The 12,436-nt window shown below is 43.7% G+C and carries 14 protein-coding genes; 4 read left to right on the top strand and 10 right to left on the bottom strand.

Annotated features, from left to right (window positions below):
• Position 1: 1 nt before the first annotated feature.
• From BM008_RS04255 to BM008_RS04210, 10 genes are all read right to left on the bottom strand, one after another.
• Positions 2-778 carry a WG repeat-containing protein gene (locus tag BM008_RS04255; protein ID WP_091933593.1) on the bottom strand — a complete coding sequence of 259 codons (777 nt, stop codon included), beginning with the start codon at positions 776-778 and terminating at the stop codon, positions 2-4.
• On the bottom strand, positions 778-1,779 hold the full coding sequence (locus BM008_RS04250) for a radical SAM/SPASM domain-containing protein (RefSeq protein WP_177187961.1): 1,002 nt from the start codon (positions 1,777-1,779) through the stop codon (positions 778-780). Before BM008_RS04250 ends, BM008_RS04255 begins: the two co-directional genes overlap by 1 nt.
• A 1-nt stretch (position 1,780) precedes the next feature.
• On the bottom strand, positions 1,781-2,968 hold the full coding sequence (locus BM008_RS04245; protein WP_143072271.1) for a glycosyltransferase family 4 protein: 1,188 nt from the start codon (positions 2,966-2,968) through the stop codon (positions 1,781-1,783).
• Positions 2,969-2,976: 8 nt separating this feature from the next.
• Entirely contained in the window at positions 2,977-3,927 is a 951-nt protein-coding gene (locus tag BM008_RS04240) for an NAD-dependent epimerase/dehydratase family protein (protein ID WP_177187960.1), read from the bottom strand.
• A 478-nt stretch (positions 3,928-4,405) separates the two neighbouring features.
• Positions 4,406-4,897 carry an AraC family transcriptional regulator gene (locus BM008_RS04235; protein WP_091933581.1) on the bottom strand — a complete coding sequence of 164 codons (492 nt, stop codon included), beginning with the start codon at positions 4,895-4,897 and terminating at the stop codon, positions 4,406-4,408.
• Between the two features lie 261 nt (positions 4,898-5,158).
• Positions 5,159-5,443 carry a helix-turn-helix domain-containing protein gene (locus BM008_RS04230; RefSeq protein ID WP_091933577.1) on the bottom strand — a complete coding sequence of 95 codons (285 nt, stop codon included), beginning with the start codon at positions 5,441-5,443 and terminating at the stop codon, positions 5,159-5,161.
• A 176-nt stretch (positions 5,444-5,619) separates the two neighbouring features.
• On the bottom strand, positions 5,620-6,087 hold the full coding sequence (locus BM008_RS04225; protein WP_091933574.1) for a hydrogenase maturation protease: 468 nt from the start codon (positions 6,085-6,087) through the stop codon (positions 5,620-5,622).
• 7 nt (positions 6,088-6,094) lie between these two features.
• Positions 6,095-6,931, bottom strand: coding sequence for a cytochrome B (locus tag BM008_RS04220; RefSeq protein WP_245747862.1), 837 nt, complete (start codon positions 6,929-6,931; stop codon positions 6,095-6,097).
• A gap of 16 nt (positions 6,932-6,947) precedes the next feature.
• Positions 6,948-8,738, bottom strand: a complete 1,791-nt coding sequence (locus BM008_RS04215; RefSeq protein ID WP_091933572.1) for a nickel-dependent hydrogenase large subunit — start codon at positions 8,736-8,738, stop codon at positions 6,948-6,950.
• A gap of 14 nt (positions 8,739-8,752) precedes the next feature.
• On the bottom strand, positions 8,753-9,889 hold the full coding sequence (locus tag BM008_RS04210; RefSeq protein ID WP_091933569.1) for a hydrogenase small subunit: 1,137 nt from the start codon (positions 9,887-9,889) through the stop codon (positions 8,753-8,755).
• 187 nt (positions 9,890-10,076) lie between these two features.
• Here BM008_RS04210 and BM008_RS04205 point away from each other — a divergent pair, with 187 nt between their 5' ends.
• From BM008_RS04205 to hypB, 4 genes are read left to right on the top strand one after another with little or no spacing between them, the layout of a single operon-like run.
• A complete protein-coding gene (locus tag BM008_RS04205; protein ID WP_091933566.1) occupies positions 10,077-10,319 on the top strand; it encodes a HypC/HybG/HupF family hydrogenase formation chaperone in 243 nt (80 codons plus the stop codon).
• Positions 10,309-11,376 (top strand): hydrogenase formation protein HypD, encoded by a 1,068-nt coding sequence (gene hypD, locus BM008_RS04200; protein WP_091933563.1) that lies wholly within the window; start codon positions 10,309-10,311, stop codon positions 11,374-11,376. The genes BM008_RS04205 and hypD overlap by 11 nt, the downstream gene beginning before the upstream one ends.
• Entirely contained in the window at positions 11,369-11,752 is a 384-nt protein-coding gene (locus BM008_RS04195) for a hydrogenase/urease maturation nickel metallochaperone HypA (RefSeq protein WP_091933560.1), read from the top strand. The genes hypD and BM008_RS04195 overlap by 8 nt, the downstream gene beginning before the upstream one ends.
• Positions 11,753-11,764: 12 nt before the next feature.
• Positions 11,765-12,433 (top strand): hydrogenase nickel incorporation protein HypB, encoded by a 669-nt coding sequence (gene hypB / locus BM008_RS04190; RefSeq protein ID WP_245747860.1) that lies wholly within the window; start codon positions 11,765-11,767, stop codon positions 12,431-12,433.
• Positions 12,434-12,436 lie beyond the last annotated feature (3 nt).

The raw sequence follows: 12,436 nt of genomic DNA, 5'->3' as shown, positions 1-12,436 counted from the left end.
CTCAAATCCTCCTTTTGATAAGACCTTCGGGAGAGTTATTTTCATCTGTGATATTTTGTTCCTGAATTTGAACCGATTCTGTTTTATGGATTATTTCGCCTCTTTCATCAATAATAAGGAAAATACCATTCTTATCCATCACCCGGGCATGACCATTATAGAATGGCTCTACCATATCATAACGTTCGGAATATACGACCTCTCCTTCCATATTTATATGAGTCCAGCCATGCATATCCTTTGCTCGTGCGAATCCTTTATGAAAAACATCGAGATCAACAAATGAGTTGTCATGGACTTTTGTTCCATCTTGGAATATATGATGTGCCTGCCCAGTATGCTCAAAAACAACAGCTATTCCGTATCTGTAATCGCCTGCATATATGAACCTCGACTGATAGGCAGGTTCACCAGAAGGTAAAATGTGATAATAGGCTCCGTTCCTGTCTCTCACTGTGCAAAGCCCGTCCTGGAAGTTTCCTACCCATTCAAATCTATTACCATAAACAGGATTTCCTTCAAGGTTAATATGGTACCATCCACTAACATCAGCCACAGCAGCAAGACTTTCATAAAAGCCGTATGCTCGGAGAAATCTCTTGCCAAACAGATCGTTTCCTTTGATATCAATATAAAAACATCCAGTATCATCTTGTACCGGTGCGATCCCTGGATCATGGAAACTCTGGACAGCGTTGAATCTCTTATTATACAATGGATTCCCATCTTTTAGATGGTGTGTGCCATCGAAGGAGATATGGGTTCTGTTATATCCCATTAATTACCACTCCCTTCGACTGACCTTCTCATATTACAATTTCTGCAAACACCGTTTTTACCAGCATACCTGATAAAAGACTGATACTTATCTGATTGCCAGAGTTCCATAAATGTAGTGTCTCTCACATTACCGAAATATCCAAATCCTTTTCGAAGCTCATCCGGCGCACAGCACACATTAAAGGTCCCATCCCATGCAATCCATGCTTCTTTCCCCGCAAACGGACATTCATAGTGTTCAGGCAACAGGTTGTCGACGCTGTCTATAGGAATTTTAGACACGTTGGCCAGCTCAATTCTGTCTTTGCCGAGAGCTACGAGTTCATCTACCGTTCTGTTCCACTCAATACGGTCATGTACATTTCCAGTCAGAGATTCTTCTTCCAGTTCTGGCCAGGTTATCCATAGATGATGTCCTTTGAACCTATCAACCCGATAATCGATAGCGAGCTGAAGAAGAGATTTCAAATCCCTGATATTCTTCTTCATGAAAGTTACCTGGAAGGTAATTGTCGGCCAATTGATTCCTTTATCACGCAGATCATCGCATATCCTTGTCAATGTCCTTATGCTCTCAAGGGTTATTTCATGGTCAATTCCCTTCATTATGCTTTCATTTATAGAATTAGATGAACCATTTATTGAGACCTTTATGTCACTGGCCAGAGGCAGTATCTGATTGCCCCATTGCTCGGCTCCACGACCAGGAAATGTTCCATTGGTTGTCAGATTGATCTTAAGTCCATGTTCATTTGCCAATTCCAGTAATTTATCAAAGTGTCTGTACAGAAGAGGCTCTCCCATTGTGCTTGGGATTATCTCTTTGAGCCCATGAGGAGCCGCGTTTGCAATAACTTCTGAGATAATGTCCGGATTCATTATCCTGATGCTGGGCTTTTTTTCCTTCCTGTACTCGCTGTGCTCCTCACACATGATACAATGGATATTACAGGAATCGGGGTTCGTATCAAAAGTTATTCTCCAGGGTCCATCTTCCATTTCAAAGCACCTCCCTGTACAATTCCTGCACAAAAGCAGCATCATCCTGAATGGACCTTACCTTTGTACTGCTCACATTAAGACCGTTCAGGATTGTTGGATTATCTTCTATCCTTTTCATGATACTTTTCAACGCATCTTTGTTACCTGTATCGAATGTAAAGCCGTCAATTCCATTTTCTACAAGTTCAGCCATCCCGCCGATATCAGACGTTATCACAGGGATGCCAGCCATGAACGCTTCCTGGATCACCAGTGGTGAATTCTCGTACCAGATCGAAGGAACTACAAGAACATCAATTATCTCAAGAACCTTATTAATTTCCCAGTTGTCAAAAGAACCATCGAAGAAGATATTTTCATCTACATATTTTTCAAGGAATACCTTTTGTCCACCTACTGAACCAAAGATATGAAGTTCACTTCTTTCAAGTTCCCTGAAGGCTTCAAGTAGAATTTTGATACCTTTTACGGGTATTACTCTGCCCATGAATCCAAAAGATATCTTAGAGTCATTTTCATAGTTCCTCTTTTTAGGAAGAATGATACTCTTGTTGAAACCATATTTTGAGAAGACAAGTTTTTTATCATCTACACCGTTGTTTTTGTAGAAATCCAAAAGGAAATGAGATGGTGATAGCAGAAGGTCTATTTGCGATATTACAGCATCCATATGCTTCCGGTATACTTTTACATCTTCAATGTCCCATTTATCCTTGAATGTGCGCTTTACGCAGTCCAGACAGTTCTCATCAGAGGGATCTGAACATATCTGCAGATCAGGTTTGATCAATTGTCCACGATAGCATTTCAACCAGAAATCATGCAAAGTATAGATCACAGGACAACCTTTTTTCCTTGCAATCTCTGGTAAATTGGTGGAAAGATGAGATAGATGGCCAATATGCACAACATCTGGCTTTATCTCTTCCAGAAATGTTTCAAAAACTGCATCGATCTTTGGATCAAGGTATTTGTCGGTCAGAGTGTAATCTCTCAGAGGTTTATTGACCCTGCGAACTTTCAGACCATGATAATCTTCATCATAGTACGTATACGGATCTTCATATGGATTTTCTATCCTTGTAAAGACATATACCTCATTGTTCTTAGTAAGTTCCTGGCAGAGATTATATGTATATACTTCTGAGCCAGCCATGTAAAATGGTGGGAATCCGTGAATAACCATCAATATCCTCAAAGTGAGAACACCTCCCTGAAACGGTCAATGGTCATTGGAATACCCTTTTCCGGTTTGATCCTGGCCTTGAAGTTTATTTTGCTGATAGCTTTGGATGGTTCACCAACAAACCTGTCAACATCATAGTTTCGGCAGTCCATTTTAAGAAGCTGTACATCCTGTCCAAGATGATCAGATATTATCCTGGCCACTTCCTGCAAAGTAGTGCCTTTTCCTGTCAGCAGATGAAAATCATCATGCAAAGGACAACCGTTCCCAAGGTAATCAATTGCTCTGAAGATACCTTCCACTGTATCATCGATATGTGTAAAATCGATCAACTGGTTTCCCCCATGGATCTCCAATGGCTGGCCTTTTAGAGCCCTCAAGACGAATCTGGGCAGCACCCTGTCCAGTATATCTTTTTCGTTACCGTATACATTGGAGAACCTGAGGATCACCGAAGAATTGCCTGTACGAACTGACCATTCTCTGACCGCTTGTTCTCCTGCGAGCTTTGTTTCACCGTAAATATTAATGGGCACCTTTGGAGCATTTTCCTTAACAGGAGTAGATGCAGGTTCGCCATATACTTCTCTGCTGCTTCCAAATATAAACCATGGATCTTGCCCTGTTTCTTCGAGACATTCAAGAAGGTTCTGTGTGCCATCCACATTTACTTCTTTGCACCTTTGTGGATTCTCCTCTCCCCAGACAACTCTGGAAACTGCTGCAAGATGAATTACACCATTAAAACTGTACTTTTCCAGGAAGTATCTTAGATCATTTTTATTTCTGGTATCAAGATTTACAGTCTTCACTGAACCATTCAAATGACTGAACTTATCCAGATCATTTCTGTGATCCAGACAGTGAACATCTTTTCCTTCTCTGATTGCTCTTTCAATAACACTTGAGCCTATAAACCCAGCTCCACCGGTTACCAATATTCTTTCTTCCCTTTTCATTGTTCTTATCTCCATGTGAAAGGGAAAAAATGCCACAAACAAACGGTTTGTGTTCTGTTGCGTTGATTAAATGTTTATACATAGTACAAACTAAGGAAATAAACGCATATTCAGAACAGCTGTTGCAAAATTGTCTTTTAATCATGTTCCCTTCCAATTTGAGCTTGCACATACATCCACCTTCAGATCATACCTGAAAGGACGAACATTGACTTCGCACATGTGAACTAATTCACATGGGTGGCGTATCTGCAAACTTATTAATGATTTTATAATATTTATCTGTTTATGTTATAAATTTTATATGTTGCTTGATAAGCAATATTTCGATATGGAATTTTAGAAAAGGATTTAAGTTTTAAAAGTCGACTATCCAAAAGCACAGAATAGAGGACATCTCTATTCTTCTACGAGATTAGGCATCATACTTGCTTATAAAAAATACAAATTGTAGCTTATTTCGGACAAAAAATAATCATTAGCCCAAAACAGGCATGCAGATGTCTACAATATGGTGCTTTTCAGGATGTTCCTCAGGAGAGTTCAGATACACCTCGTAGCTTGCTCTTGACATATCGATCTCGAGCTTGTTCTGAACTAACCACTCAACTATTTTTTCCCATGCCGGAGCATATTCTTCTGCTCCTATGAGCTCAGCACGCATAACAACATACTTACCACCAGGAAGTATCTTCTTTTTGACATTCCCTGCAACCTCCACGGTATCTCCTATGGTCATGCACACATCCAGTTTCAGTTCTTCAGGCGGAGTAACGCCCGGGTCATCGTAGTATGCGGACAGCATAAGTGTATCCGGTCCTATAAGGTCCCTGGGGATCGCCCAGCCGAGAAGTTCTCCAAAGAGTTCTGCAAAGACCTCCTCCTTCCCGATGTAGTTCCCTACGAATGGAACATATGCCACAGTTCTTTCATCTATATTCGTTATCTCAGGTTCATTGATAATTTCCAAATCTATCTCCCACCTTTAATGTTCATTTTTAAATTTGTACTTTGTATTATAAAAGTCCATAGAAGGCAGGGTGAAAGTAATTACTACAGTATCGATCCTTGTAATTCCATTAGAATATCAGAATTAATATCAGTGGGGAGAATTCACCAGAAAAAGAATATTGGAAAAAAAGAGTATTAGAAAAAGTCTGAAAAAAATCTAATGGGCAAAAGCCCATTAATTCAACACGTTAACATTTTGACAGAAAATGTCGGGTAGAGGTCAATAGTAATGTTTGAGTCTTTGGTGAACCTCTTTTCCTGTATCTGTTAACATATACCTTTTCCAAGTCGTTTTTTCAGGGGTAAGGCACCTTATGATGCCTTTTGTCTTGAGTTCCTTCAAGGCACGGCTTATGTTCTGTGTTGATCTGTTCGTTTTCTGTGCAACATCAGATGCTTTAATGACCTGATGGTTGTCGATGGATTCCATCAGAATGACACGGCGGTCAACGCTGAGTATCCATACGATTAGTTCTTCTAAAGGAGTTGAGCGTGGATTTTCCATTGTTATCTCCTGAGTAAGTTTTTGAAATCAACTATTTACTCTGTGAGTTTATTTGGTTTTTAATGACCTTTCTCTCTTGTCATTTAAATGGCTGTACTTTGAGTGAACTCATAGTGCTCGTGCGTCCTTCTTTCCGAATTCAGTGACAGGTTGGTCAGACCATCCTTACACTTTGTTCAGCAAGCTTTCATTGCACGGATCTCATCGATCACCAGCTTTACAGTGGTGTCCAGGGAAGCCTGTACCTTTTCGGACAGGTCGAGTGATATCTCGTCTGCCTTCTCAACCTCTATAGCAAAGATAGTGAGCTGATCTGGCATTTCCTGGACCTCCTCGGCTATAGAAAGCACGTCTGCAAGGCTGATGTCATGAATTGACAGGCCGCCGTTGGATGTGGCTCCTTTAACATCATCGGCCGACAACCGATGAACAGAACCGACGTTCCCGGCACCCTTGACCGCGTCCACGATGATCACATTACTGGTATTTTCCAGCATGTTCAGCAGATCGAGTCCGCAGACACCTGCATCGATAAGCTCGACGTCATCAGGGAGCTCATCCCTCATTTCGCCCAGCTTCTCAATAACATGGATGCCAATACCGTCATCACCCACAAGGGGGTTACCACAACCAAGTACTTTTATCGTAGGATCACTCCCCGGGCTCTGCCTCTACATTGATGAGCTTAATGTAATTATGGTCGCAAAGGTCTTCTTCGCCACCGATGAAGATCGCCTTGTGGTATTTCCATACCTTAGGGTCCATCTCGATGATACCTACGTGGACTATAACTTCTATTATGAAGAAGTAGGCCATTGCAAGGTGAAGTGCGCGCATGAATGCTATGGTGCCCATGTTGAACAGTGGTGCTACAATATCACCGATAGCAAGCAGTATCTGGCTTACTGGTATTATTCCAAGCAGGCTCCACTGGAGATTGTAGATCACAATTCCGGTGAACACGATAACTGCTACTGCCATACCTTCGAATACAAGCAGGAACTTTGTTGCAGGGTGGAGCTTTCCAATGTATCCCTTGTTCTTGACATCGTATACTGTGAATGCAGGGTAGTCGCCCTTGCCAATGAAGTTGAGCATTATATGGTACATGTTCTTGATGTCCTGTGGACCAAGGAGGTACCTGCCTGCAATGTTCATAGCAGAGTGGACGAATTCGTTGTGTTCTCCTGACTTGCATTTCTCACAATGAGGGACCTCTGTGGTCGCAATGTTGTAAGGGATCAGCAGCCAGTTTGCAAGGATGAACACGATAGCGAATATCATGTGGATGTACAGAGCTAAGTGATAGCTCATGAAGTCCCAGCCAAGATAGATCTTAAAACCTGTGAACAGTAGGATGAACAATGAAAGGAGATGCGCAAAATGCGCAAGCCTTTCGAGGAATGAATACCTCTCGATATGTCTCTCGCCGCCGTGAAGTTTGATGATCCTCTTGTCTTCGGGAGTCAGTCTTTGTCTTCTCCTCATTTCCTTCACCCCGGGATCATACAATGGTGAATGTGCCCTGTTCCTTGTTCTTACCTGTAAGATCTATGGTGTGAACAGCACATGCTATACATGGGTCGAATGACCTTGCAGTGTGCAGAATTCCTGTAGGGTTCGCATTGTCTATTCCCATCATGTTCTCTGCTGCTGAGATCTTGGTACCCATAAGTGCCTGTTCAAGAGGTCCTGCAACTCCGTTCGCATCTCTTGGGGAACCGTTCCATGTTGTTGGAACTACCATCTGGAAATTGGTTACCATTGAGTCTGAACCGGACTTGATCCAGTGACCGAGTGCTCCACGAGGTGCTTCCCAGAGACCGATACCCTGTGAATCCTTTGCCATTTTGAGCTCAGTGTTCACATAGTATCTTCCGTTTGGATCAAGGTCTACTGTTACCCATTTAAGGAGCTGCTCTGAAAGTATGAGGGTTTCCTGCATCTTGGCGACCATTCTTGTGAAGCTGTTAGCAGCTGAATAACCGTTCTCTGCAAAGAAGCTCATAAGACCGGTAACAAGTGGCTCATCCATTGCCATGAGACGGGAGATAGGTCCTACCTCACATGGTATACCGTTGTAACGTGGTGCTTTCATCCATGAATATCTGCTGTCGCTTCCGCCTTCGAAAGTGATCTCATCTGCAGTCCTCACAGGTTCTGTAACACCGTCGAATGGGTGAAGTGCTTCATCATGGGTGTAGAATCCATGTGTTGTCTCTTCAGTAATGTAATTGTGATCGAAGGTCTTCTTCTCAAGTGCACTGTTGATGAATGCAGCCTTCTGGAAGCTCTTCTGACCAAATCCGGTTGGGTCATAACCGTCACCGTTCTCAACATCGTAGAAAACACCGTATGAGAGGTAACCTACATCGGAATCTTCTGCATACTGACCTGTACGGTCGAACTTGAAGCTAACAGGAAGTCCGAGGGTATCCTCACCGATAAGCTCTGAACCGAATGCTGCGAAAAGCTCGAAGTCTCCCCATCCCTTTGACTTGGAGAAGTTCTGGGATGAAAGTGAACCGTCAACGACATCCTGAAGGTGCTCAAGCATGAAGCTCACAGCTTTCTGTGGTGAAGAAGCTCTGTAAGTGTTATCGAGCCATGTCTGTGCATCTACCCCGAGGGTTGAACCATTTATAAAGTCCATAAGGGTGAGGTAGTATGATGTGAGTTTACCGATATCGCCGATATTTGGCAGGTAGGTCACACCACCAGTGATGGTTGACATCTGGTGTGGCATCCTTCCTGCGATAAGTGCCATTGCCTCTTCGAGGTTCTTCTTCTGTTTGATAGCATTGATGTAACCAGTACCTGGAGTAATGGCTTCACCGTCCATCTTGTAACTGATAGGTGCAAAGCGTGAAAGGAGTTCCTTCCAGAGTGCAGAGCCTGTATCATCTACTGTTGCGAGTATGTCCCTGTATGCAGGGTTGACCACATCAGGCATCCACAGTACATAGAAGTGGGTTGCGTGACTGGTAAGGGTGTTAAGACCCTGGATGATGTTCCTTGTAACAAGTGCGTCCTTTGGGATCTCTTCAGCGACACCGAAAAGGTCATCGAGAGCATTTACAGAAGCAAGTGACTGTGCTGTTGGGCAGAGACCACATATTCTCTGTGTGAGACGTGCTGCATCCCTTGGGTCACGGTTCACAAGTATACGCTCAATTCCTCTGAAGAGCATTCCTGAGCTCTGTGCATCTGTGATCACGCCGTTAGAGTCAACTTCTGTTGCAATACGGAGATGACCTTCTATACGTGTTAATGGATCAACTACAACTTTTGTCATTTTTCAACCCTCCTTTATTCCTCATCATCTTTGAATACGAACCTGCGGATCGCATGTATTCCTACACCGGCTGCTGCAGCTGCGGTTCCTACCTTTGCTGCTGTGTCAATGTCCACTCCGTACATGAGTGGCTTGTCTTCTCCCATCTCATAGAATGGTGATGTGCTGTCCGGGAAACCAGGTTCTGAACAACCTATACATGAAGAACCAGCCTGTGTGCACATGCTGACACCGCCATTCCACTTGCGAAGTCCACAGTCGGATCTTGCGTATGGTCCTTTACAACCGACCTTGAGCAGGCATCCTTCGCCTGAGAAGTCTTCGTCAAGAATACCTCTGTCATAGTATCCTCTGCGTGGGCAGTTGTCGTGCATTGTGTTTGTCTCCGGGAAGAATACAAGAGGACGCTTGTACTTGTCAAGAACAGAGTCAAGATCATTGATGTCGATCTTTCCGAGGATAACAGCTGCTAATGTAAGAAGGATCCAGTCAGGGTGTGAAGGACATCCTGCGATGTTGATGACAGGTTTGTCAATTCCAAGCTCTGTGAGCATTCCCTTTGAGTGGGATTCTTTCACAAAGTCAACGCCTCTGAAATCTGTGAGGTCTGCAAGGTCACTGTCTGCTGTGTTGATACCACCAAATGCAGCACACATACCGACTGCCATGATCATGTTAGCGTTGCTTGCAGCTTTTGCGAACATGTCCTTGAAGGTACGCTCACCGTACATGCAGTATTTACCTGAACCATCCGGACCATTTGCGATAGCTCCTTCGACTACAAGGATGTAGTTTCCTTCCTCGATAGCCTCATCCAGAAGGATCTCAGAGTTCAGTTCAGAAGTAGATGCTGGTTTCCCATCAACGAATATTCCCTGGTGGGCCATCAATGTCTCGTGGAATACCAGGTCAACACTGAGTTTGTTCAGTGCCTGGGTGAGGTCCGGGTCCTCTGCATCAAGAAGAGAAGCTGAACATCCGGTACATTCTGCACCGTGCAGCCAGATGATCTTTGTTTTTGAAAGCTCGAGAGCTTTTGTTATCTGTGAACGATGTAATCCCAAAAAAGCAGACGCCCCAATCGCACCTACCACCTTGAGAAACGTTCGTCTATCCATACTTAAAAAGTCCTGTTTTTCTGTTTTTTCCATGGGGTCTAAGCTCCTGTAACCAGACGAATTTGGATTGTGAATATTTGAACGCGATTATCATGATTGTTTATGCTAATAAAGGTTTCCGACTGTCTTTAATTTTTTATAATATTCAATAATAATTTCTAATAGCTATTCAGTTTTTGAGTAAGTATCTTTTATATACCTATAATGCTAATTCAAACCCATGTGTATTGCAATTCCCGGCAAAGTGACCTCACTGCTGGATGAATATACTGCCATGGTTGATTTTGGAGGCGTTGAAAGGAAGATCAAGCTCGATCTTCTTGGCGAATGCGATGATACGCTTCTTGGGCAGTATGTCCTGGTGCATGTTGGTTATGCTATCTCTTTGCTTACAGAAGAAGAAGGAAAAGAAACCCTTGAGCTCATAGGCGAGCTTATGGAAGGAGAACAGGATGTCTGCTGAGTCAGAACTCCTGGATAAGATACGTGATATCTCACGTCCTGTCAGGATCATGCACATCTGCGGGACACACGAGAGGACCATCTCAAAGTATAGTATGCGCGATGTGCTACCTGAAGAAATAGAAGTGCTCAGTGGTCCGGGATGCCCGGTCTGTGTCACTCCTGAACAGGAGATCGATCGTGCAATAGCACTGGCCGAGTCTGGTGTGATCCTCACTTCCTTCGGGGACATGATGCGTGTTCCGGGAAGTAATGGCAGTCTCATGGAAGCCCGTTCAAGGGGAGCTGATGTGAGAATGGTGTACAGTATCGATGATGCCATTGCCATTGCAGAGAAGGAACCTGAGAGCAAGGTTGTGTTCTTTGCTATTGGTTTTGAGACCACTGCACCTACCAATGCAGCAGCAGTCCTTCGAAAACCACCTGGGAACTTTAGTCTGCTATTGTCCCACAAACTGACCATCCCTGCAATGAACGAACTTATCGATGAGATCGAGGTAGATGCTTTCATTGCTCCTGGTCATGTCTGCACTATTATAGGTATACATCCTTTCGACCAATTTGCCGAAAAGGGTTTTCCAGTAATTGCAGCAGGATTCGAGGCTGATGAACTACTTCTTTCCATTCTCATGGTACTCGAACAGCAGAGATCTGGTAACCATACTGTTGAGAATGCATATCCAAGAGCCGTGAAAAACGAAGGGAACCGACGTGCTCAGGAAATGATGGAAAAGGTATTCGAGGTCATTGATTCTGACTGGCGTGGCATCGGGACAATAAAGGATTCCGGTATGAAGCTAAGACCTGAGTTCGCAATGTATGATGCAGCAGTGATCTATGAGGACCTCATCAATGAGAAAGTGAAAGATATCTCATACGAGAATTCCGCATCCTCTCTCTGTCGCTGTGCTGAGATACTGAAAGGAAAGGAAAAACCGAGCGATTGTCCTCTTTTCACAAAGAAGTGCAACCCTGCCAACCCAGTTGGTTCCTGTATGGTAAGCCAGGAAGGCATGTGCTATAACTGGTATCGCTACAGAGGTGTTGAGGATGCATGAGTATTCACTGGCATGTGAGATCATGGATAACGTGGTCTCTATTTCAGAGTCCAATCAGGCAAAGAGCGTGAACTCGATAACCGTGGGCGTGGGTAAACTGACCCATGTGAACCCGGACCAGTTGATGTTCTGTCTTGAAGCCCTTGTAAGCGATAATATTGCTCAGGGTGCTGAGATAATACTCAATGAGATCTATCCTGATATGGAGTGCCAGTGTGGTTTTTCAGACAGCGGTGATAAATTCTGCACCAGAGGTGACGAGGTTGTCGATGATATCAGGGCCTTCCTTGAGGTGCCATGTCCCGAATGCGGGAAAATGATGCATGCTTCAGGCGGGCGTGAACTTATCATCGAAAGCATTGATATTGAACAATAGGAGAAACTTATTATGTTAATGCATGTGATCAATGTGGGCCATGATGTTCTCAAGGCCAACGACAAACTTGCAAAGAAGAACAAGGAAAAACTGGACAAGAACGGGGTTCTTGCCATCAATTTCATGGGTGCTATAGGTTCAGGAAAGACCACGCTCATTGAAAGAACCATCACAGAGCTGGGTAAGAAATACCGCATAGCTGTGATAGCCGGAGATGTTATCGCTGATATGGATGCAGGAAGGATAGCAAAGCTCGGTGTCACCACCATACCTGTGAACACAGGAAGAGAATGTCATCTCGATGCTAAACTGGTTGAGAAAGCTTTGAAATCCCTCGACCTCAAGAACATCGATATTCTGCTCATGGAGAACGTCGGTAACCTCATCTGTCCTGCTGATTACCAGCTTGGTGAGCACCTGCGTGTTGTTGTGGTAAGTGTAACCGAAGGTGATGATATTGTCCTGAAACATCCTGTTATCTTCAAGAGCACAGACATTGCTATTATTCACAAGAAGGACCTTGCAGAGGCAGTGTTTGCCAGCACGGAAAAGATGGAAGCAGATGTCAGACATCTTAATTCTGAGATACCTGTCCTGAAGACATCTATACACGATGCTGAGAGCATGAACCAGTGGTTCTCAACTATCTCATCCTTTGCTGATGAGCGCAAAAAGGACTGATAT

This window comes from Methanolobus profundi, assembly GCF_900114835.1.
GTDB classification, from domain to species: Archaea; Halobacteriota; Methanosarcinia; order Methanosarcinales; family Methanosarcinaceae; genus Methanolobus; species Methanolobus profundi.
This window is presented reverse-complemented; position numbering and strand designations above follow the sequence as displayed.

Excerpts from the sequence above, each read along its gene's own strand:
- BM008_RS04255 (WP_091933593.1), bottom strand. The coding sequence starts at position 778 with ATGGGATATAACAGAACCCATATCTCCTTCGATGGCACACACCATCTA.
- BM008_RS04250 (WP_177187961.1), bottom strand. The coding sequence starts at position 1,779 with ATGGAAGATGGACCCTGGAGAATAACTTTTGATACGAACCCCGATTCC.
- BM008_RS04245 (WP_143072271.1), bottom strand. The coding sequence starts at position 2,968 with ATGGTTATTCACGGATTCCCACCATTTTACATGGCTGGCTCAGAAGTA.
- BM008_RS04240 (WP_177187960.1), bottom strand. The coding sequence starts at position 3,927 with ATGAAAAGGGAAGAAAGAATATTGGTAACCGGTGGAGCTGGGTTTATA.
- BM008_RS04230 (WP_091933577.1), bottom strand. The coding sequence starts at position 5,443 with ATGGAAAATCCACGCTCAACTCCTTTAGAAGAACTAATCGTATGGATA.
- BM008_RS04220 (WP_245747862.1), bottom strand. The coding sequence starts at position 6,931 with ATGAGGAGAAGACAAAGACTGACTCCCGAAGACAAGAGGATCATCAAA.
- BM008_RS04215 (WP_091933572.1), bottom strand. The coding sequence starts at position 8,738 with ATGACAAAAGTTGTAGTTGATCCATTAACACGTATAGAAGGTCATCTC.
- BM008_RS04210 (WP_091933569.1), bottom strand. The coding sequence starts at position 9,889 with ATGGAAAAAACAGAAAAACAGGACTTTTTAAGTATGGATAGACGAACG.
- BM008_RS04205 (WP_091933566.1), top strand. The coding sequence starts at position 10,077 with ATGTGTATTGCAATTCCCGGCAAAGTGACCTCACTGCTGGATGAATAT.
- hypD (WP_091933563.1), top strand. The coding sequence starts at position 10,309 with ATGTCTGCTGAGTCAGAACTCCTGGATAAGATACGTGATATCTCACGT.
- BM008_RS04195 (WP_091933560.1), top strand. The coding sequence starts at position 11,369 with ATGCATGAGTATTCACTGGCATGTGAGATCATGGATAACGTGGTCTCT.
- hypB (WP_245747860.1), top strand. The coding sequence starts at position 11,765 with ATGTTAATGCATGTGATCAATGTGGGCCATGATGTTCTCAAGGCCAAC.